General features: G+C 63.2%; 16 protein-coding genes. 9 read left to right on the forward strand and 7 right to left on the reverse strand.

What is annotated here, in order from left to right:
- Nucleotides 1-1,337, reverse strand: a 1,337-nt coding sequence (locus tag AAC023_RS00005) for an NAD(P)H-hydrate dehydratase (protein WP_339736818.1), incomplete at its 3' end; no start/stop codon positions are given.
- A 128-nt stretch (nt 1,338-1,465) separates the two neighbouring features.
- On the opposite strand from AAC023_RS00005, the gene AAC023_RS00010 reads away from it, so the two are divergent.
- The 5 genes from AAC023_RS00010 to parE all read left to right on the forward strand — a co-directional run bounded on the left by AAC023_RS00010 (nt 1,466) and on the right by parE (nt 9,306).
- A complete protein-coding gene (locus AAC023_RS00010) occupies nt 1,466-1,804 on the forward strand; it encodes a P-II family nitrogen regulator (RefSeq protein ID WP_339736820.1) in 339 nt (112 codons plus the stop codon).
- Nucleotides 1,805-1,845: 41 nt separating this feature from the next.
- Nucleotides 1,846-3,249, forward strand: coding sequence for a type I glutamate--ammonia ligase (gene glnA / locus AAC023_RS00015; RefSeq protein WP_339736822.1), 1,404 nt, complete (start codon nt 1,846-1,848; stop codon nt 3,247-3,249).
- Between the two features lie 166 nt (nt 3,250-3,415).
- Nucleotides 3,416-6,595, forward strand: a complete 3,180-nt coding sequence (locus AAC023_RS00020; protein ID WP_339736824.1) for an autotransporter domain-containing protein — start codon at nt 3,416-3,418, stop codon at nt 6,593-6,595.
- 54 nt (nt 6,596-6,649) lie between these two features.
- Nucleotides 6,650-7,252, forward strand: coding sequence for a hypothetical protein (locus AAC023_RS00025; RefSeq protein ID WP_339736826.1), 603 nt, complete (start codon nt 6,650-6,652; stop codon nt 7,250-7,252).
- 38 nt (nt 7,253-7,290) lie between these two features.
- The gene (gene parE, locus AAC023_RS00030; protein WP_339736828.1) at nt 7,291-9,306 is read left to right on the forward strand and encodes a DNA topoisomerase IV subunit B; all 2,016 of its coding nucleotides are present in this window, start codon (nt 7,291-7,293) and stop codon (nt 9,304-9,306) included.
- A 999-nt stretch (nt 9,307-10,305) separates the two neighbouring features.
- Here parE and AAC023_RS00035 read toward each other — a convergent pair.
- Nucleotides 10,306-11,421: a class I SAM-dependent RNA methyltransferase gene (locus tag AAC023_RS00035; protein ID WP_339736830.1), complete on the reverse strand. Its 1,116-nt coding sequence runs from the start codon at nt 11,419-11,421 to the stop codon at nt 10,306-10,308.
- Between the two features lie 194 nt (nt 11,422-11,615).
- Here AAC023_RS00035 and AAC023_RS00040 point away from each other — a divergent pair, with 194 nt between their 5' ends.
- The 4 genes from AAC023_RS00040 to AAC023_RS00055 all read left to right on the forward strand — a co-directional run bounded on the left by AAC023_RS00040 (nt 11,616) and on the right by AAC023_RS00055 (nt 17,228).
- The gene (locus AAC023_RS00040) at nt 11,616-13,034 is read left to right on the forward strand and encodes an amidohydrolase (RefSeq protein ID WP_339736832.1); all 1,419 of its coding nucleotides are present in this window, start codon (nt 11,616-11,618) and stop codon (nt 13,032-13,034) included.
- Complete coding sequence (locus AAC023_RS00045; protein ID WP_339736834.1) at nt 13,034-14,305, forward strand: amidohydrolase family protein; 1,272 nt, start codon at nt 13,034-13,036, stop codon at nt 14,303-14,305. Before AAC023_RS00040 ends, AAC023_RS00045 begins: the two co-directional genes overlap by 1 nt.
- A gap of 132 nt (nt 14,306-14,437) precedes the next feature.
- Complete coding sequence (locus tag AAC023_RS00050) at nt 14,438-16,015, forward strand: DEAD/DEAH box helicase (protein WP_339736836.1); 1,578 nt, start codon at nt 14,438-14,440, stop codon at nt 16,013-16,015.
- Nucleotides 16,016-16,172: 157 nt separating this feature from the next.
- A complete protein-coding gene (locus AAC023_RS00055; RefSeq protein WP_339736839.1) occupies nt 16,173-17,228 on the forward strand; it encodes a GGDEF domain-containing protein in 1,056 nt (351 codons plus the stop codon).
- Between the two features lie 78 nt (nt 17,229-17,306).
- Here the strand turns inward: AAC023_RS00055 and AAC023_RS00060 are convergent, their stop codons facing one another.
- From AAC023_RS00060 to sufD, 5 genes are read right to left on the reverse strand one after another with little or no spacing between them, the layout of a single operon-like run.
- Nucleotides 17,307-17,897 (reverse strand): glutathione S-transferase N-terminal domain-containing protein, encoded by a 591-nt coding sequence (locus AAC023_RS00060; protein ID WP_339736841.1) that lies wholly within the window; start codon nt 17,895-17,897, stop codon nt 17,307-17,309.
- A 2-nt stretch (nt 17,898-17,899) separates the two neighbouring features.
- Nucleotides 17,900-18,259 (reverse strand): iron-sulfur cluster assembly accessory protein, encoded by a 360-nt coding sequence (locus tag AAC023_RS00065; RefSeq protein WP_339736843.1) that lies wholly within the window; start codon nt 18,257-18,259, stop codon nt 17,900-17,902.
- 17 nt (nt 18,260-18,276) lie between these two features.
- Entirely contained in the window at nt 18,277-18,711 is a 435-nt protein-coding gene (locus tag AAC023_RS00070) for an SUF system Fe-S cluster assembly protein (RefSeq protein ID WP_339736845.1), read from the reverse strand.
- Nucleotides 18,712-18,719: 8 nt separating this feature from the next.
- Nucleotides 18,720-19,964, reverse strand: a complete 1,245-nt coding sequence (locus AAC023_RS00075) for a cysteine desulfurase (RefSeq protein ID WP_339736847.1) — start codon at nt 19,962-19,964, stop codon at nt 18,720-18,722.
- The gene (sufD, locus tag AAC023_RS00080) at nt 19,961-20,989 is read right to left on the reverse strand and encodes a Fe-S cluster assembly protein SufD (RefSeq protein WP_339736849.1); all 1,029 of its coding nucleotides are present in this window, start codon (nt 20,987-20,989) and stop codon (nt 19,961-19,963) included. The genes AAC023_RS00075 and sufD overlap by 4 nt, the downstream gene beginning before the upstream one ends.

A 20,989-nucleotide genomic window follows, 5' to 3' on the forward strand; every position in this document is an offset into this window, starting at 1 on the left:
TGGGCCAGAAGCCCCCCAATCAGACCCGCAAGGACATCACCACTGCCCGCCGTGGCCAGCGCCGGGCTGGCATGACGATTGATCACCACGCCCTGCCCCGGCGCGGCAATCACCGTATCGGCGCCCTTGAGCAGCACGACACAGCCGGTCAGCCGCGCCGCCTCGATCGCCGCATCGATTCGATTGTCGGATGCTGCGAGCAAGCCGGGAAAGAGGCGTTCGAACTCACCGGCGTGAGGCGTGATGACATCAATGCGGCGCAGCCGCTCAAACAAGTCTACCGGCCTGTTCTCGAATGAGGTCAGCGCATCGGCGTCGAGCACCAGCGGCGCCGGCTGGGCCAGGGCCTCGCAGACCGCCCGGCGAGTCGTCTCGCCGACCCCGGCGGCCGGACCGATCACGGCGGCGCTGGCCCTCAGCGTGGTGAGAAATTCGCCACTATCCGCCTCGCTATCCCAGCGCTTGAGCATCACGGCCGTCAGGGCACCGGCATTGACCAGCATCGCCGAACCCGGACTGGCCAGCGTCACCAGACCGGCGCCGGCGCGCAGTCCTGCCATGGCCGCCAGCCGCGCCGCGCCGGTCGAGGACGCGCCACCGGAGAACACGACAAGACGGCCGCGCTGATGCTTGTGTGTGCCCGCAGTCGGCGCGGGCAATGCGCCGTGCCAGAGCGCCGCCTCATTGATGCGGCCCAACGGCGTGACGGCATCGCGCCAGCCCTCGGGGATTCCGATATCGGCGACCACCAACTCGCCGCACAGCGAGGCCGCCGGCTCGAGGCAATGGGCCGGCTTGCGGGCGTGAAAAGTCACAGTGAGGTCAGCGCGCAAGGTGATCCCGTCCGGATCGGGGCGATCACCGCCAATGCCGCTGGGCAGGTCAATGGCAATCACCGGCATTGAACGCTCTGCAAGGGTCATGGCGAGTTGCGCCGCAACGCCATCCAGCGGCCGGCTCAGCCCGGCACCAAATATCGCATCGACGACGAGGCCGGCATCGCCCAGCGATCCTGCTGTCATGGCCTCGACCGGCCCGTCCCAGAGCGCCAGCGCCGCGGCGGCATCGCCTCTGAGACCCGCCGGATCGCCCAGCAGCGCAAGCCGCACTGGCCAGCCGGCCTGCCGCAAGATCCGGGCACAAACCAAGCCATCACCGCCATTATTGCCTGGTCCGCAAAGAATCAGCGCCGGACGCCGGGCCCAGCGCGTCAGGATCGCCCGGGCGACGGCAAGACCGGCGGCCTCCATCAATGCCGAACCCGGCACACCGGCGCTGGCGGCAAAGCGGTCACACGCGCCGCAATCAGCGGTCTTGAGCACGTCGAGAGGCATCATCGCTCCATTGTGCAGCACAACTGCCCGTTCGTGAGGCATTTGTGAGCGGGAATACTAGCCCGGATCATTTGCCTCTTGTAACGCACAAGCGCATCACTAGCGTCATCCCAAGGAATTCGGAGTCGGTCATGAAGAAAATCGAAGCCATCATCAAACCGTTCAAGCTTGATGACGTGAAGGAAGCACTGCAGGAGATCGGCGTGCAAGGCCTGACTGTCATTGAAGCCAAGGGCTTTGGCCGTCAGAAAGGCCATACCGAGCTGTATCGCGGTGCCGAATACGTCGTCGACTTCCTGCCCAAGATCAAGATCGAGCTGGTACTGCCCGCGGACCGGGTCGAAGCCGCCATCGAGGCGATCCAGAACGCCGCCCAGACCGGCCGTATCGGCGATGGCAAGATCTTCGTCAGCCCGATCGAACACGTCATCCGCATCCGGACCGGGGAAACCGGCCTCGACGCGCTTTAAACCCTCCCCTGTCGCCGCCCAGCAAATTCGGAGCCTGGCCCATGTCCAACGAAATTATCAAGAAACTGCATGATGAAGACATCAAATATGTCGACCTGCGCTTCACCGACCCGCGCGGCAAGCTGCAGCATGTCACCTTCGACCGGTCCGAAGTGAATGAGGACTTCTTCGAGGACGGCATCATGTTTGACGGCTCCTCGATCGCCGGCTGGAAGGCGATCAATGAGTCCGACATGGTGCTCAAGCCCGACCCGAGCGCCATGTTCATGGATCCGTTCTACCAGCAGCCGACCATGATCCTGTTGTGCGACGTTCTCGAGCCGGGCACCGGCGAAGCCTATAATCGCGACCCACGCACCACCGCGAAGAAGGCCGAATCCTTCCTCGCCTCGACCGGGATCGGCGACACTGCCTATATCGGACCGGAAGCGGAATTCTTTATCTTCGACGATGTGCGCTACACGACGGGCCAGGCTGAAACGAGCTATTCGATCGATAGCGAGGAGATGACGCAAAACTCCGGCCGTCATTATGAAGGCGGCAATATGGGCCACCGGCCCGGGCCGAAGGGCGGCTATTTCCCGGTCAACCCGGTCGATACCTGCCAGGACATGCGCACCGAGATGCTCTCCGTGCTCGAGGAGCTCGGCCTGAAACCGGAAAAACACCATCATGAAGTGGCGCCGGCCCAGCACGAACTCGGCATGAAGTTCGACACGCTGACCACCATGGCCGACCGCATGCAGATGTATAAATACACGGTCAAGATGGTCGCCCATGCCTATGGCAAGACCGCGACCTTCATGCCCAAGCCGATGTGGAATGACAATGGCACCGGCATGCATGTCCACCAGTCCATCTGGAAGAATGGCAATCCGGTCTTCGCCGGCGACCGTTATGCCGATCTGTCGGAAACCTGCCTGCATTATATCGGCGGCATCATCAAACATGCCCGCGCGATCAATGCCTTCGCCAATGCCAGCACGAATAGCTATAAGCGTCTCGTTCCCGGCTATGAAGCCCCGGTCCTGCTGGCCTATTCAGCCCGCAACCGGTCGGCCTCGATCCGCATCCCCTGGGTGAGTTCGCCGAAAGCCAAGCGGCTTGAAACCCGCTTCCCCGATCCAGCCGGTAATCCCTACCTCACCTTCGCCTCACTGCTGATGGCCGGCCTCGACGGGATTGAGAACCGGATCGATCCGGGCGATCCGATGGACAAGGATCTCTACGACCTGCCGCCGCAGGAATTGAAAGGCATTCCAACGGTTTGCCGTTCGCTGCGCGAAGCCCTCGAATCGCTCGACGCCGACCGCGACTTCCTCAAGAAGGGCGGCGTTATGGATGATGACCAGATCGACGCCTATATCGAGCTGAAGATGGAAGAAGTCCTGCGCCTGGAGATGCACCCGCATCCGGTTGAATTCGACATGTATTACGCCTGCTAGGGCTCAATTCGCCCGTCAGAGCTGTCAATGCCGCACGGCCGGGAGCAATCCCGGCCGTGCCTGTATGCGTTTGGCTCGTCAGAACGGTCGACGAGTCGTCTTGCATTCGCTACAAATCAGGTCGATTTTGCCGAACTGTTTTCGGCCAGGATGTTCAGGAGTCGGTATGCGTCGCCGTTTTATGTTTGCCAGCGCCCTTGTATCGCTGACTGTCGCAGCGCCTGCCGCCTTCGCGGACCGCGAAGTCACCACGGCCATTACCGACCCGATCGCCACCTCGACTTCGGGTGATGGCGGCGGTGCCGACAATATTGTGATTACCAGTTCCGGCCGCGTGACGCGGACGACGACCGACACGCCGGCGGTCACGCTGGACAGCGATAACAGCATCACCCAGGGCGGTGTGATCTCCGTCACCACCGACGCGGATGGTGGCGTTGGCGTCAACATCGTCGGCGGAAATACCGGCGACTTCACCAGCACCAGCCAGATCGTCGTTACCAGCGAAACCTTCCCGACCGACACCGATGAGGACGGCGATCTTGATGGTCCCGGCGCGATCGGTGGCAACCGGGTTGCGGTTCTGGTCGATGGCGCTGCGGTCTTCACGGGTGACATCCTGTTCTCCACCAGCAGCCAGATAATCGTCCGCGGCAATGATTCCGCCGGCATTCGTGTTCTCACCGGCATTGATGGTTCGGTCGATTATCGCGGCCGCCTCACCATCGTCGGCGACCGTTCGGCAGCGATCGACATCCAGGACAATCTTTCCGGGGATCTGAATGTTGCCGGTGTCATCTCTGCCACCGGTGACGGCACAGTTGGCGTTTCCGTGCTCGGCGATGTCGACGGCGCGATAACCCTGCGCGGCAGCATCAATACGACCGGTTACCGTTTCCTGGCACGCCCGAGCGAATCCTATCTCGAGCAGCTCGAAGACGATGACATGCGTCAGGGTGGCGGCGCGGTCGTGCTCAGCGGCAGTGTCGGGGGCGGCCTTTATATTGGCGGTCCGACCATCGATACGCCCACCGAGATCAACTCCCAGCTTTCGACGCGCGGCTCGGCACCCACGTTGAATATTTTCGCCGGCGCCAGCGATATCGTGCTCGGCGAAGTCGTCATCGCGGCGGTCGAAGATGATCCCGACACCACGGATGTCGATGAAAGCCAGGACGCCCAGCATCTTGGCTACAGCTTCGTCATTCGCGGCAATGTCACGTCAAGCGGCGATCTCGACGGTGTCGATTCGAACACGATCCGCATCGCAGGCGGTGCGGGTACGACCGCAACCCTCACCGGCGGCATGTTCAATGACGGCATTGTCAGCTCCTTCGCCTATGGCATTCCCGGCGCGGAAGCCGTGGCGACGACGATCAGCCTCGGTTCTGGTGCGATCATTCCCCTGATCACCAATATCGACGAGCTGCGCGCGACTGCCGTCGGCACCGGCGCCACGGCACGCGTCCTCATGATCGAGTCCGGGGCCTATCTCCCCTCGCTGGTCAATGAAGACACCCTGTTCGCCAATGGCGTCGAAGGCGCCAGCGCTGTTGCTGTTCGCGATCTGTCCGGCAGCCTGACCTCGGTGGTGAACTCCGGCGTCATTTCCGCGCTTTATAGTGCGCCCACCACCGCCGACGAAGTCGCGCACGAAACCGTCGCGCTGGATCTTTCGCACGCCACGACCGCCACCCTGGTACGCCAATATCGCCGCGACGGCGTCGACGAAGATGTCAATCTTGCGATCTATGGCGATGTCCTGTTCGGCAGCGGCGACGACCTGTTGCAGGTTGAAGCCGGTACCGTGAGCGGCAGCCTCAGCTTCGGCGCAGGCGCCGATCAGCTGGTCATCACCGGCGGCAGCCTTGTCTCCGGTGCGCTCCATGATTCCGATGGCGATCTGTCGATCAGTGTCGACAACGCCACCCTGGAACTGGGCGCCGCAACCAATACGGTGATCAGCGATGCCCGCTTGGGCGAAGGCGCTGTGTTGAGCTTCGAGGTCAACCACGATCTCGATGTCGCCGCCTTCATCAATGCCTCCGGCACGGTCACGTTTGAAGCCGGTTCGCGGATCACCTCCGCCCTGACCAATCTGATTGGCGAAGGCGCGACCTATGTCGTGCTGACGGCTGACAGCCTGGTGATCGAGGAAGCCCTGGATGTGCTCCAGGATACCACAGCGCCCTATCTCTACGAGGCAGCGCTGAATTTCGATCCGAATGATGCCAATTCGCTGACGCTGACCCTGCAGCGTCGTACCGCTGAACAGCTCGGCATGAATGCCAATCAGGCCGGTGCCTATGCCGCGACCTATTCGGTCTGGCAAAATGATGCCGAACTGGGAGCCGCGATCGCCTCGCTGACGACCGAGCGTGATTTCTTCCAGGCCTATGACCAATTGCTGCCGGAATATGCTGCCAGCGCCATCCAGTTTGCCCTCGCCACCAATGACAGTGCCGTTGGTGCCCTCGCCAACCGGCTTGATGCGGTGCGCCGCAGCCCCGACAATACCGGCGGGCTTTGGGTGCAGGAATTTGGCTATTATGCCGACCGCGCCGGCACGTCCTTCGGTCCGGGCTATCGCGGCCACGGCCTCGGCCTGGCGGTCGGTTTCGACCAGCCTTTCGGTCCCTTCTATGCCGCCGGGATCAATTTCGTCGGCTCGGCCAGCGAGATTTCCGAGGTCGACGGCTTTGATGATCCGATGTCGGCTGTATCGGGCCAGATCGGCGCCTATGCCGGCTCGCAATTCGGCGAAACCACACTGGATATCTATGGCGCCGTCGGGTTTGACAGTTTCGAGCACAACCGCCGCATCGTGATCGCCGATTACACCGCCTCGCCCTCGGCGAGCTGGAGCGGTTATCATGTCGCCGCATCGGCCCGTCTCGGCCGTGACTTTACCACCGGCAATTATTATCTCCGCCCGTCGGCATCGATCGATTATCTCGGCCTCTATGAAGGTTCCTACACCGAAACCGGCGGCGGCTCCGGCGTCGACCTGGTCGTCTCGGACCGTGAATCGAGCAGTTTTTCGGCCACCGCGATGATGACCCTCGGCGCCCGCTATGCCGGCAATGACAGCTGGTGGTCGCCCCATATCGAAGCGGGTTTCCGCAATGAGTTCAGCGGCGGGGAAACCCAGACCGACGCTCATTTCGTCGATTATGACGACACTTTCACCCTGCGCTCGCAGCAGATTCCCGGGACCGGCTTCATCTTCGGCTTCGGGATTGCGGCGGGATCGGGCTATTCGGTCTTCTCCTTCGATTATGATGCCGACCTGCGCGAGGACTTCATTCGCCACACGGCCCGGCTCGTGATGCGGATGGTGTTCTAGCACCGCCGGCAAGCGGCAAGACTCGATTAACCCTGGCAAGCCAGACTGCACGGCATGAAACCAGCCGTCCTCCTCGTCTGCCTGGCCCTTGCCGGCCTGACTGCCTGCACGACGCCAACCCCGTCGCAGACGGCGGATGTGTGCCTGATCCTGGAAGACAATCGTGCCTGGTGGCGCGCGATCCAGCGCACCGAGCGCCGCTGGGGCGTGCCGCCCGGCGTGCAATTGGCCATCCTCAAGCGTGAATCCAGTTTCAACGCCCATGCCCGGCCGGCACGCAACCGCCTGTTCGGCGTTATTCCGGGCCGCCGCCCCTCCAGCGCGTATGGCTATGCCCAGGCGCTCGACGGCACCTGGGACTGGTATCGCGAGGACACCGGACGCGGCGGCGCCAATCGCAATAATTTCGGTGACGCCGTCGATTTCGTCGGCTGGTACGCCTCCAAGAGCCGGCAGTTATCCGGCATCGCTTCAGACAATGCGCGCGATCTCTACCTGTCTTATCATGAGGGCCATGGCGGTTTTAACCGCGGCTCGTATCGGTCCAAGGGCTGGCTGGTGAATGTCGCCGCCGATGTCGCCCGCGACGCGGAGCGCTATCAAACGCAGATCAATGGCTGTGAGCGGCGGCTTTCCCACCGTTTTTGGCTGTTTTGAATCTCCCCTAGAGGCGCCGACTCGGGCATGTTGACCCGATGTCATCACCAAGTTCGCAATCCGACCTGTTTTCCGCCTCGCCTGCGCCCATCCCTGATGCGACGCCGCCGGCAGGCTATTCCGCCGCCCAGATCGAGGTCCTCGAAGGCCTGGAAGCCGTGCGCCGCCGGCCGGGCATGTATATTGGCGGCACGGATGAGCGCGCCTATCACCATCTCTTCGCCGAAATCCTCGACAATTCGATGGATGAGGCCGTGGCCGGCTGGGCCGACCGGATCGAGGTCTCGCTCGATGAGGACGGCTATATCACCGTCACCGATAATGGCCGCGGCATCCCGGTCGACCCGCACCCGAAATTCCCCGACAAGTCGGCGCTGGAAGTCGTGCTGACCATATTGCATGCTGGCGGCAAGTTCTCCGACAAGGCGTACAAGACCTCCGGCGGTCTGCACGGCGTCGGCATTTCCGTCGTCAACGCCCTCTCCTCGGTGCTCGAGGTTGAAGTCGCCCGCGAAAAAGTCCTTTGGTCGCAGAATTACTCGCGCGGCCTGCCGCTCGGCCCGATCGTCCGCGTCGGCGCGACCGCCAATCGCCGCGGCACCCGCATCCGCTTCCTGCCCGATACCGAGATTTTCGGCGACAAGATGAAGGTCAGCCCGGCGCGCGTCTATGCGATGGCACGGTCGAAAGCCTTCCTGCGCCGCGGCGTCAAGATTTTGTGGCGCTGCCCTGAATCCATGGTCGAGGGCACGGACATCCCGTCCGAGACCGTGTTGTGCTTCCCCGGCGGGCTGGCCGACCGGCTCGCGGAAATGACGGGCAAATCCGCCCTGGTCACGAGCGAAGCCTTCACAGGCAAGGTCGAGCGCCCCGATGATGGCGGCGGTGTCGAATGGGCGATGGCCTGGTCGAGCAATGGTTTTGGCAGCGAGGCCGACGGGTTTTGCCAGACTTTTTGTAACACCGTGCCAACACCCCAGGGCGGCACGCATGAACAGGGTTTCCGCGCCGCCATCACCAAGGGTCTGCGCGCCTATGCCGATCACAGCCACGCCAAGAAAGCGGCCCTGATCACCCCCGATGATGTGCTCGGCGGAGCCGGGTCGCTGGTCTCGGTCTTTATCGGCGAGCCGGAATTCCAGGGCCAGACCAAGGAAAGACTCGCCTCGCCGGAAGCGGCCAAACTGGTCGAGATGGCCGTACGCGACCAGTTCGATCACTGGCTGGCCGGCTCTCCGAAGGAAGCGACCAAACTGGTCGAATGGGCGATCGAACGCGCCGAGGACCGGCTGCGCCGCCGCAAGGAAAAGACCGTCAAGCGCCAGTCGGCCTCGCGCCGCCTGCGCCTGCCGGGAAAGCTGGCCGATTGCTCGCGCGCCGATGCCGATGGCACCGAGCTCTTCCTGGTCGAGGGTGATTCCGCCGGCGGTTCGGCCAAACAGGCGCGCAATCGCAAGACACAAGCCATCCTGCCCCTGCGCGGCAAGATCATCAATGTCGTCTCCTCGGCCAGCGACAAGGTCGCGGCGAATCAGGAGATCAGCGATCTGCAACTGGCGCTGGGCTGCCAGACCGGCTCGAAATTCAAGCTTGAGGAATTGCGCTATCAGCGCATCGTCATCATGACCGATGCCGATGTCGACGGTGCCCATATCGCTGCCCTGCTGATCACATTCTTCTTCACCTCCATGCCCGAGCTGATCCATGCCGGCCGCCTCTATCTGGCCCAGCCACCGCTCTTCCGCCTGACCCAGGGCAGCCACACCCTCTATGCCCGCGATGAAATCCATCGTGACCAGCTCCTGCGCGACGAGTTCAAGGGCTCGGCCAAGGTCGATATCGGCCGCTTCAAGGGCCTCGGCGAAATGACCCCGGCGCAGCTGAAAACCACCACCATGGATCCCGGCGTGCGCACCCTGGCGCGCGTCACCATCCCCGAGGGCGGTTTGCCGACGGTCGAGGCACTGGTGGAAACCCTGATGGGCAAGAAGCCGGAATTGCGCTTCGCCTATATCCAGGAACATGCGCCGGAAATCAGCACGCTGGACATCTAGCGCCGCTGATGCGGCGCGAATCCTTGTTTTTTCGCATTTTCGAACCGCAAAACCGGTTCCCACTTTTGCTGAAAATGCTCCAGCGCACACCAAAATCTCCACGCGGCGAACCGCTGGAGGGATGGGCAGTGACCAGGCGGGATGCACGGGAAGATCCGTCGAACCCTTGTCTCATTAAGCGCTTTAGTGAAAATCCGATCCTTCGGATCTTCCCGCACGCGATGTTTTTCCAGACGCCGCGACTTGTCTTGTCCAACGAATTCTAAGCCTGCCGACTCTGTGGGCCGCTTGGCCTCACCCCACCATCGCGAGGGGTAGACTGGCCCTGTCGGGACGTCACCCCCGGTCGCGCCAATCCGCCCGTTCAGACCCCTATCTGTCACGTCCCGGCCGTGGCCGGTATCAGGGTCTGGGCACCGTCAGTGGGCGAGCCTCCAGGATCGCCGTCTCTCTCGTCCGCTCTTTCATGGTCCGGGACCGTTATTTCCCGTCCACTCGAGGCATCGCACGGCCACCACATCACCAGACGGTCTAGAAACGCCCCGCTCGGCTGCCGATGCGGTGATTATGGGCCAGGTGCGAGGGGGCGGGGATAAGTTGGCTCAAAAATCGTCATCCTGACGCAAGTCAGGACCTCGCTCGGCCCGGCTCCGCACTTGCTGGCCCGGGGTCGCGGCCTTCGCCGGGGTGATGTGGGATAATTGGCTGAGGGCGGGGATAAGGTGCCATGCCGGCCGCCGCCGCGCCCGTCATCCTCGATATGCAATTTACACCCAAAAAACAAACCCTTGTCATCCCGGGCGGATGCCCCGCGCAGGCGGGGCGCAGACTCGGGACCCAGACGCGCCACAGTGGAGTTTCTGTCGCCCAACCAGTGAGACAAGCGGCCATCTGTCGGGCGTCTGGGTCCCTGATCTGCGCCCGGACAGCTTCGCTTCCGGGCATCCGTCAGGGATGACAAACTATTGTTTTATTGGAAAAAGAAGGGGGCGGAGCCCCCTACCCCAACACCTCAGTCCGGAACAACCGCACTTTCAACCCGCCATGATCGATATAAGGCCCCGGCGCGCCAAACGGCAGGCGCGTCGCCTTGGCGAGCGAGACTTCGGTGGTGACCAGCCCGACCCGCCAGCCGGCAAAGCGGGTCATCAGTGTCTTGCCGAGGCCGCGATAGAGGCCCTGGAGGGCGGTCTTGTTGCCGATGCGGGTGCCGTAGGGCGGGTTGATCATCACCAGGCCGGGCGGGCCATCGGGCACCTCCAGCTCGGAGACGGGGCATTGCTGGAATTGCGTCAGATGCGACACGCCGGCGCGTTCGGCATTGTCACGGGCGACGCGGATGGCGCCGGCGTCGCGGTCCGAGCCGTAAAAGCGCAGATCGGTCTCGCGCGGTTCGCGCGGGATTCGCATCTTGTCCCAGGCCGCCTGATCAAAGCCGACCAGCTGCTCGAAAGCGAATTCCCGCGCCCGGCCCGGCGCCAGGCCAGCGGCAATCTCGGCGGCCTCTACGACGAAGGTGCCCGAACCGCACATCGGGTCAAGGACCGGCTCCGTGCCCGCATAGCCGCACTGGCGCAGGAAGAGCGCGGCGAGGGTTTCGCGTATCGGGGCCTTGGCGACGGCCTGTTTATAGCCGCGCTTGTGCAGGAGCTCGCCGGATGTATCGATACTGAGCGTGCACAGATTATCCTCCAGGCGCGCCCTCACCTGCACGGCGGCGTCGGCACTGATCGTCGCGCCAAGCTCCTCGCGGATCGCGGTCTCGATGCGCTGGGCGGCGGCGCCGGCATGATAGATTTTCGAACGTTTCGAGCTCGCATCGACGCGTACGGGCACATCGGGACGCAGTACCTCGCCCCAGGGGAAACGCCGCGCCAGCTTGTCGAGCTGGGACAGATGCACGGCATGGAAGGATCCGATGCGGGCGAGCACCCGGCTGGCGCCGCGGATATCCAGATTGGCGCGCCAGACGTCGGGCCAGCCGCCCTTGATCGTGACACCGCCGGATTCAGCAACCGGGCCGGCAAAGCCCTTCTCCACCAGTTCGGCGCAGAGCATGGCTTCCAGGCCGGGCGCGGTGACGAGAAAGATATCGAACGGGGCGTGCTGGGTCATGGCCCAGACTTATCCGAGAACGGGTCGCGGATCGACGGCGCTGAGCTGTGCACTGGTGTCGGGGCGTATCCGCACATGACCAAATCGTTAATTTGACGCAAGGGCTGCAAACGCGTTCTATTCCCTCAACTTTGCCCGCGTGTGATTCAGCGGGCGCTATTGGGGAAGCAATCACAATGACCTTGAAAGCATGGATGCCAGCGACGGCGCTTGCCGCCGTCTTTGCACTGGCGGCGTGTAGCGGCGAGACCGGAACCCCGGGCGGCGAGACACAATCGGCCAGTAGCGAGAGCGGCGATGTCGTTCGCTACAGCCTTGATCCCTACCCTTCGACCTATGTGCCGCGCGCCAGCGGCGTCACCCTGATCCAGAACGCCACCGTGTTTGACGGTATTGGCGGCCGGATCGAGGGCGGCGATGTCCTGGTCGAGAATGGCCGTATCGCCGCGGTGGGAACCGGTCTGGAAGCCCCCGAGGGCGCCACCGTGATCGATGCCGCCGGCCGTTATGTGACACCTGGCATTATCGATATCCACTCCCATCTGGGTGATTACCCCTCGCCCGGCGTCAATGCCCATAATGACGGCAATGAAGCCACCTCGCCGGTCACCGCCGAGGTCTGGGCCGAGCATTCGGTCTGGCCCCAGGATGTCGGTTTCGAAGCCGCCCTCGCCGGCGGTGTGACGACACTCAATATCCTGCCGGGCTCGGCCAATCTGTTTGGTGGCCGCGGCATCACCCTGCGCAATGTCCCGTCGCGGACCGTCCAGGGCATGAAATTCCCCGACGCGCCCTACACGCTGAAAATGGCCTGCGGCGAAAACCCGTCGCGCGTCTATGGCGGCCGTGGCCAGTCACCGGCCACCGATATGGGCAATATGGCCGGCTATCGCGCCGCCTGGCAGAGCGCGGTGGAATACCGCACCAGCTGGAATGATTACTGGGACAGCGCCGAGGCCGGTGAGGACGCTTCGCCGCCAAGCCGCAATCTCGAACTCGACACACTGATGGGCGTGCTCGACGGCGAGATTCTCGTCCAGATGCATTGCTATCGCGCCGACCAGATGGCGCAGATCATCGATCTCTCCCGTGAGTTCGACTATCAGGTCACAACTTTCCACCACGCCGTGGAAGCCTATAAAATCCCCGATCTGCTGGCGGAAAACGGCACCTGCGCCGCCGTCTGGGCCGATTGGGGCGGCTTCAAGATGGAAGCTTATGACTCCATCCGTGAAAACCTGCCGATGGTGCATGCAGGCGGCGCCTGCGCCATGATCCATTCCGATAGCGATATGGGTATTCAGCGCCTCAACCAGGAAGTCGCCAAGGCGCTGGCCGATGGCCGCCGCGCCGGGATTGATATCTCCGACGCCGAAGCCTGGCGCTGGCTGACCTCCAACCCGGCCACCGCGCTGGGCATTGCCGATCAGACCGGCTCGCTGGAAGTCGGCAAACGCGCCGATATCGTGCTGTGGTCCGCCGACCCGTTCAGCACTTACGCACGCGCCGACCGCGTCTGGATCGACGGTGCGCTGAGCTATGATCGCCGCGATGAGGACATGCAGCCCGTCCGCGACTTCATGCTCGGCCAACCCGGTGAGGGAGACCAATAATGCAACGCTTCATCTCTGCTCTTGCACTGAGCATGGCCCTGGCTGCGCCAGGCCTCGCCCAGTCCTACGCCGTCACCAATGGCCGCGTCGTCACCAATACCGATGCCGGCATTATCGAGAACGGCACCGTTCTGGTTCGTGATGGCTCGATCGTTGCCGTTGGCGGCGATGTCACCATCCCGGTCGGCACCACGGTGATCGACGCCGATGGTGGCTGGATCACGCCGGGCATTTTCGCCCCGGTCACCCAGCTTGGCCTGATCGAGGTCGCGCTGGAAGGCTCGACCAATGATACCAGCGCGGATGAGTCGCCCTATTCGGTTGCCCTGGATGTCGCCGACAGTTTCAATCCGGCCGGAATGCATATCGATTCCAACCGGCTTGGCGGCATCACGCGGGCGGCGCTCTATCCGGGAACCGGCTGGAATATCTTCGCCGGCCAGGGTGGCCTGATCGACACCAGCGGCTCCGATACCTCGCTGTTCGAAACCGGTAGTTTCGTCGTCGCCGATCTGAGCCAGTCCGGTGCCTCGACGGCGGGCGGTTCACGCTCGGCGGCCTGGACCTATCTGGACGCCGCCTTTGCCGACGCCCGGGGCTATCCCGGCCGTTTCAGTGGCGATCATCAGGGCGATGCCCTCAATCGCTATGATGCGGCGGCCCTGGTGCCTGTGGTGCGCGGACGTGTGCCGCTGGTGATGGAACTCGATCGGGCAGCGGATATCCGCCGCGCGCTGCGTTTCCGGACCGAACATGCGCCGATGCAGCTGGTGATCGCCGGCGGTGCCGAAGCCTGGATGGTGGCCGACGAGCTGGCCGCGGCCGGCGTGCCGGTCCTGATCGACCCGATCCGCAATCTGCCCAGCTCCTTCGACGCCCTCGGCTCGACCCTGGAAGGTGCAGCACGCCTGCAACAGGCTGGCGTGACATTTGCCTACACGACTCAATCGGCAGACGGGTATTTCAATGCCCGCCTGCTGACCCAGCATGCCGGCAATGCCGTCGCGCATGGCGTGCCATGGGATGCGGCCTTCCGGGCGATCTCGCTGACACCGGCGGAAATCTACGGCGTCGGGGATCGCTTCGGCGCTCTCGCGGCGGGCTATACCGGTGATGTCGTGGTCTGGGATGGCGATCCCCTCGAAGTGATGAGCGCGCCGGTGGCGATGCTGATCAATGGCGAACCAACCGCGATGACGTCACGCGAAACCCAGCTTCGCGACCGTTACATCAATATCACTGACGAGACGCCTTTCGCCTATCGGCGTTGATGAAATACCGCCTGTACGTTGACAGAACGCACAGGAAACGTATTTTGCCCCTGCATTCGTGGCCGCGCCCTTTCGGCGCGGCCACGTCATTTTTGCTCCCAGCTATTGCTGCTTCAGATTTTAAAGGACGCCATGACGTTCGAAGACCTCGGGTTAAGTCCGAAACTGCTCACCGCAATCACCGCGGCCGGCTACACAGAACCGACACCGATCCAGGCCGGCGCCATCAAGCCTGCATTGACCGGACGCGACGTTCTGGGCATTGCCCAGACCGGCACCGGCAAGACAGCGGCCTTTGTGCTGCCCCTGATCGAACTGCTTTCGCGCGGCCGGGCCAAGGCCCGCATGCCCCGCTCCCTCATCATCGCACCAACCCGCGAACTCGCCGCCCAGTGCGCCGAAAACTTTGAGGCCTATGCCAAGGGCCAGCGCCTCTCGATGGCCCTGCTGATCGGTGGCGTCGCCTTCGGTCCCCAACAGGCCATTCTCGATCGCGGTGCCGATGTCCTGATCGCGACCCCGGGCCGGCTTCTCGACCATTTCGGCCGTGGCAAGCTGCTGCTCAATGGCGTCCAGATCCTCGTCGTCGATGAAGCCGATCGTATGCTGGACATGGGCTTCATCCCCGATCTGGAAAAGATTTTCTCGCTGACCCCGCCGCGCCGCCAGACCCTGTTCTTCTCGGCCACCATGCCGAACGAGATCAAGAGCCTGATCGACCGCTTCCTCAATGATCCGATCCGCGTCGAAGTCGGCCGCCCGGCCACCGCCGGCGCCAATATCGAGCAATATCTCGTCCGCGTTGGCGATGCCCAGCCGAAGACCAAGCGGGCAGCCTTGCGCGACGCCATGTCGCGGACCGGCGTCAAGAACGGCATCATTTTCTGCAACCGCAAGCGCGATGTCGATACGGTCGCGCGCGAGCTGACGAAACACGGCATTCCGGCATCGCCGATCCATGGCGATCTCGATCAATCGGTTCGCACCGCGACCCTGGCCGGGTTCAAGGATGACAGCATCCGCTTCCTCGTCGCCAGCGATGTCGCGGCGCGCGGTCTCGACATTCCCGATGTCAGCCACGTCTTCAATTATGACATGCCGCACCATTCGGATGACTATGTGCACCGGATCGGCCGGACCGGACGCGCCGGCAAGGCGGGCACGTCGATCACCATCATGGCGCCCGGCGACGAGAAAAATCTGGCCGCCATACTGAAGCTGATCCGCCAGGACATACCGGATCTCCCGCTCGACGGCACCCCGCCGGTTGCCGCCGTGGCAAAGCCACCCGCCGCCGGGGCCGACGCCGCCGTGGAGGCCCCCGCAACCGCAGCCGACGCCGCATCGCAAGCGAGCGAAGAACCCGCCACGCAGCGGACCCCGCGCGGACGCCGCTCGACCCGCAAACCGCGCGAGTCCAAGGCACAGGCCACTCCGGCAACGCCGGCAGAGGCCGAAACACCGGCAGCTGCGGCCGTCCAACCCGCTACGCCCGCCGCAGCACCGGCTCGCATGGAAGCGGCTGCCAAACCGGCACCCGTGACCCCGGAGCCGCGCCAGAAAGCGCCGGCCGCGAAGACAGAATCGCCGCGCAATCCACGCTCTGGCGAGCGCAAGTCCGGCTCCCGCCGCGGCCAGGGCGATGGCCCCGACCGTGATGTGGTCGGCTTTGGCGAACACGTGCCCGGCTTCATGCAGACCCAGGGCTGAGGCGGCGCCGACAGGATCGGGCGGCAGCCGTCAGGCTGCGCCCGTTCCAATTAACTCATATCGTATGAGCGATTTTTACCTCTTCTTTTCCTTTCGCGGCTAGCTTGTTTGAAAGGCCCCCGATGCCAGCGGGGAGCTCGACAGGGAAGGGTTTCTCGTGAACGGACGTTTATTGGGCAAGGACGGCAAGGAGTTCGCGCAAAAAGCGCTGGACCTCATGGAGCAGTTCAATGTTCCCCCGACCCCTGAAAATTATGCCGTCTGGGTGAGCTTTGCCAGCGACACCAATCCTGAGCTTTGTGAAACCGTTCGCAACCACATCCAGTCCGAACTCGCCTTCACCGCTGAAGTCAGTACGGAATTGTTCGACCAGTATTTTCAGTGGCATGCCATCCAGGACGCGATTCTGGAAAGCGGCGGCATGATGAGCCGGGAACTCGGCAATGTCCGTGAGACCCTGCTGGCCGCCGAGGCCGACACCCTCGCCTATGGCGAGACCCTGGCGGGCGCAACCTCACAGCTCGGCGAAGCTGTCACCGATCCGGGCATCAAAAAGCTCGTCGAGTCGCTGGTCAACGCCACGGCGAAAATGCAGCGCCGCAGCCATGATCTTGAGCACAAATTGCAAGCGACTTCCAAGGAAGTCACCAAATTGCGCGACAATCTCGAGCGTGTCCGTGAAGAGGCGATGACTGACGCCCTCACCGGCATTGCCAATCGCAAACGTTTCGATGAGAGCCTGCGCAAGGCCCGCCGCGAAGCCGACAGTCATGGCACGCCGCTGAGCCTGGTCCTGTGCGACATCGATTTCTTCAAACGCTTCAATGATACCTGGGGCCATCAGACCGGCGACCAGATTATCCGCTTTGTCGCGGGCTGCCTCACCCGGCATGCCCCTGAAACCCATGTCGTGGCCCGCTATGGCGGCGAGGAATTCGGCATTGTCATGCCCGCAGCCACGCCGCAGGAAGCGCACGAAATCGCTGAAAAGATCCGGCGCACGGTCGAATCCAAGAAATTGCTGCGCAAATCGACCAATGAGGATCTCGGCAATATCACCATCTCGATGGGGATTGCGAGCTTCCAGGCCGGCGAATCCATAGAGTCGCTGATAGAGCGCGCCGACACCCATCTCTATCGTTCGAAAACCGAAGGCCGCAACCGCACGACCACGGATGGTGCGGAATTGCAGCTCGGGCGCGATGCCGCCTGAGCCAGGCCAGCCGCAGATCTGACATGAAGACGCCGCCCCCAAAAGGGCGGCGTCTTCATGTCGGCCGTCAATCCTGGATCAGCCCGGCGGTGGTGCGGTGGCTATGAAGCTCGCCCGGGCCGCCCAGCCCTCATGCAGAGCTGCCAGCGCACTGTGCTGCCGGCGCCATTGGCTCTCGGGATAGCGGAAATCGAGATAATCGAGCGCCACGGCAATCGTCAACGCGCCGAGGCTGACCGGGCTGGCCAGCATGGCCATTTCGACCTCCAGCTCATCAAGCGCCCGCAAGATGCCGCGCTCGCGCCGGGTAATCCAGAAATCACAGAACAAGCCCGGTTCACGAACCATCTCCACCCGGCGGGCCACGGCCAGGTCGAGCAGACCATGGCCCAGGGCCTCAAGCCGGCGGTCATCCCAGTCGGAGAGCCAGGGATTGGCGGCCCGCGCATTGAGCCAGGCCGCGATCAGGGCGCTCTCGGTCAGGGCGCGGCCATCATCCATCACCAGACAGGGCACGCGGCCGAGCGGGTTGGCGCGCAGCAGAATTTCATCATCCTCGAAAGGATTGGCGGCGGTCTCGGTGATGGCCGGCTCCAGCCCCAGTTCGCGCACCAGAATCCGGCACTTGCGGGCATAGGGTGAGGTTGGCGAATAGATCAGCTGGAGCATGCTCAATTCTCGCGTACCGGCACGATGGTGACGCTCTCGCCGCAACCGCAGGCATCGGTCTGATTGGGATTGCGGAAGACGAATTTGGAATGCAGCGCCGTCGTCTCATAATCGAGCTCGGTGCCGAGCAGGAAGAGCAGGGCCTTGGATTCGAGCACGATCTCGACACCCTTGTCCTCGACGCGCTCGTCGAGCGCCTCCGGCTCGTCGACATAGTCCATCACATATTCCATGCCGGCGCAGCCGCCATTCTTGACGCCAACCCGCAGGAAGCCGGCGCCGCGCATGGCCATGATGGATTTAACCCGTGTCGCTGCAGCGTCCGACAGGGTAACGGCCTTGGGTCTCTCGCGTCGTGCCATGATGGGTTTTCCGTCCGTCAAAACATGTTCAGGGAAAGCCGGGCCTCGTCCGACATGCGGTCCGGGGTCCAGGGCGGATCGAAGGTCAGCTCGACCTCGGCCTTGTTGACGCCGTCGACCCGCGCCACGGCATCATGGACCCAGCCGGGCATTTCACCCGCCACGGGACAGCCTGGCGCGGTCAGCGACATCACCACTTTCAAGGTGCGGTCATCTTCGAGGTCGACCTTGTAGATCAGGCCAAGCTCATAGATATCGACCGGGATCTCCGGATCATAGACGGTCTTGAGCTGGACTATGATCTCATCGGTAATCCGGGCCAGTTCCTCGGCCGGAATCGGTTCGGGCTTTGGCGCATCGACGTCGGCCGGTGCGGCAACGGCCGCTTCGGGCTGCGTCATGGCGGGCGATCCGGAAAGATCGATCACGTCTCTGGTGGTGCTATCGGTCATGGTCTTACCTAGATGAGAAAGTCACGGGCCTTTTTCAATGCGTCGACGAACGCATCGGCCTCTTCGATTGTATTGTAAATGGCGAAACTGGCGCGCGCCGTGGCATTGACGCCCATATGGCGCATCAGGGGCTGGGCGCAGTGATGCCCTGCCCTGACGGCGATGCCGTACTTGTCGAGGATTTGCGCGATATCATGGGGATGCGCGCCCTCCATGGCGAAGCTGATGATGGCGCCCTTGTCCTGAGCCGTGCCGATAATGCGCACGCCCTCAATCGCAGCCATGCCAGTGACGGCGCGATCCATCAGGGCGCGCTCATGTTCCATGATGGCGGCGCGGTCATGGCGCTCGAGCCAGCGGATCGCAGCGCCAAGCCCGATCGCATCGGCGATGGGCGGCGTGCCGGCTTCGAACTTGTGTGGCGGGTCGGCAAAGGTCAGCCGGTCCTCATAGACATCGGCAATCATCTCGCCACCGCCCATGAAGGGGGGCAGGCGATCAAGCCAGTCGCCCCTGGCATAGAGCACGCCAATACCGGATGGGCCGTAGAGCTTGTGGCCGGTGAAGACGAAGAAATCACAGCCCAGCGCCTGCATGTCGACGGGGATATGGACCGCCGATTGCGAGCCGTCGAACAGGACGGGCACGCCGGCAGAGCGGGCAATCTCCATGATGCGTTCGGCATTATTGATCGTGCCGAGCACATTCGACATATGGCTGATGGCGATCAGTTTCGTGCGGCCATTAACCATGTCTGCCAGCTGTGGATAATCCAGCTCGCCGGCCGCATTCACATCGGCCCATTTCAGGGTTAACCCCTTGGCATCGGCCAGCATTCTCCACGGCACGATATTGGAGTGATGCTCCATCCGGCTGATGATGATTTCATCGCCGGCGACCAGGTTCTGGCCGAAAGAGTGGGCGACCAGATTGATCGCCTCGGTCGAGCCACGGGTAAAAACGATCTCTTCGCTGCGCGCCGCATTGATGAAACGGCGCACATCCTCGCGCGCCAGTTCGAAGGCTTCGGTGGATTCATTGGCGAGAGTATGCAGGCCGCGATGCACATTGGCATAATAGGCCCGGTAGACCCCGGCGACGCTTTCAATGACGAATTCCGGCTTCTGCGCCGAGGCGGCATTATCGAGATAGACGAGCGGCTTGCCATTGATCTCGCGCTGCAGGATCGGGAATTCATTGCGGATCGCCGGGATATTGAGCGGCGCGTTCACTGCTTTGGGCTGAGCCGTCATGAGATCGCCCTCAATCGCTGCTGCAGAGCCGCGCGCAATTCATCGCGCAAGGCCTCATCGCTGACGAAATCCAGCGGCTCGGCGAGGAAGCTCTCGATCAGCAGCGCCCGTGCCTGGGCCAGCGGGATGCCGCGCTGGCGCATGTAGAACAGCGCCGTCTCGTCGAGCGCACCGATGGCATTGCCGTGGGCGCACTGGACATTGTCGGCATAGATTTCCAGCTCGGGCTTGGCGTCGATCTCGGCGCGGTCATCCAGCATCAGGGCGCGGTGGGTCATTTTCGCATCGGTCAGCTGGGCGGCGCGATCAACCTTGAACTTGCCCTGGAAGACGCCGCGGGCATGGGCCGCAACGGCACCCTTGACCAGCTGGCGCGTGATACCGCCCGGGCCGGTATGATGGACAGAGGTCGTGTAGTCATTATGGCGACCGGTATCGAGCAGGTAGACGCCGTGCAGATTGGCCTCGGAATGCTCGCCGGCGTGCGAGACATGGGTCTCGTTGCGGATCAGCTTGCCACCGAAGGACAGCGCGATCTGGGTCAGATTGGCGTGTTCGGCGAGATCGATGCTGGCCGAGGCGATCATGACGCCCGCCTCCGCCTCGTCATGGATACAGATCCGTTCCAGCCGCCCGCCGCTCTCGATCGCGATGTCGAGATGCAGATTGCCGAGAGAGCCGGCCTCGGCGCGATAGCGCTCCACCAGCGTGACCGAGCGACCGGCCTTGACCGTGAGGCCCAGGGCCGCCGCGCTGGCGCCGGCACTGGCCGACACGCCCAGCTCGACGGTCTCGCCGTCAGCGGGCTCCATAGCGTCACTGACAGCACCTGTCAGGGCGATCTTGCCGGCCGATGTGATCTCGCCGGCGGCGCGGCGCAGATCCGACCATTTCCACATTTCGTTGCGGCGCGTCGGCAGGCCCTGAACGCGGGTCGCCTCGCGCAATTGCGCCAGCCAGCCGGTTGCGCCGTCGAGCGCCTCGATCAGGGCGGCTTCAGCCGCGATGGGTTTGATCACGCCCAT

The organism is uncultured Maricaulis sp. (assembly GCF_963976135.1).
Lineage (GTDB): Bacteria > Pseudomonadota > Alphaproteobacteria > Caulobacterales > Maricaulaceae > Maricaulis.

What these genes read in the sequence shown, in the direction of transcription:
- AAC023_RS00010 (WP_339736820.1), top strand. Translation starts at nt 1,466, where the DNA reads ATGAAGAAAATCGAAGCCATCATCAAACCGTTCAAGCTTGATGACGTG.
- glnA (WP_339736822.1), top strand. Translation starts at nt 1,846, where the DNA reads ATGTCCAACGAAATTATCAAGAAACTGCATGATGAAGACATCAAATAT.
- AAC023_RS00020 (WP_339736824.1), top strand. Translation starts at nt 3,416, where the DNA reads ATGCGTCGCCGTTTTATGTTTGCCAGCGCCCTTGTATCGCTGACTGTC.
- AAC023_RS00025 (WP_339736826.1), top strand. Translation starts at nt 6,650, where the DNA reads ATGAAACCAGCCGTCCTCCTCGTCTGCCTGGCCCTTGCCGGCCTGACT.
- parE (WP_339736828.1), top strand. Translation starts at nt 7,291, where the DNA reads ATGTCATCACCAAGTTCGCAATCCGACCTGTTTTCCGCCTCGCCTGCG.
- AAC023_RS00035 (WP_339736830.1), bottom strand. Translation starts at nt 11,421, where the DNA reads ATGACCCAGCACGCCCCGTTCGATATCTTTCTCGTCACCGCGCCCGGC.
- AAC023_RS00040 (WP_339736832.1), top strand. Translation starts at nt 11,616, where the DNA reads ATGCCAGCGACGGCGCTTGCCGCCGTCTTTGCACTGGCGGCGTGTAGC.
- AAC023_RS00045 (WP_339736834.1), top strand. Translation starts at nt 13,034, where the DNA reads ATGCAACGCTTCATCTCTGCTCTTGCACTGAGCATGGCCCTGGCTGCG.
- AAC023_RS00050 (WP_339736836.1), top strand. Translation starts at nt 14,438, where the DNA reads ATGACGTTCGAAGACCTCGGGTTAAGTCCGAAACTGCTCACCGCAATC.
- AAC023_RS00060 (WP_339736841.1), bottom strand. Translation starts at nt 17,897, where the DNA reads ATGCTCCAGCTGATCTATTCGCCAACCTCACCCTATGCCCGCAAGTGC.
- AAC023_RS00065 (WP_339736843.1), bottom strand. Translation starts at nt 18,259, where the DNA reads ATGGCACGACGCGAGAGACCCAAGGCCGTTACCCTGTCGGACGCTGCA.
- AAC023_RS00070 (WP_339736845.1), bottom strand. Translation starts at nt 18,711, where the DNA reads ATGACCGATAGCACCACCAGAGACGTGATCGATCTTTCCGGATCGCCC.
- AAC023_RS00075 (WP_339736847.1), bottom strand. Translation starts at nt 19,964, where the DNA reads ATGACGGCTCAGCCCAAAGCAGTGAACGCGCCGCTCAATATCCCGGCG.
- sufD (WP_339736849.1), bottom strand. Translation starts at nt 20,989, where the DNA reads ATGGGCGTGATCAAACCCATCGCGGCTGAAGCCGCCCTGATCGAGGCG.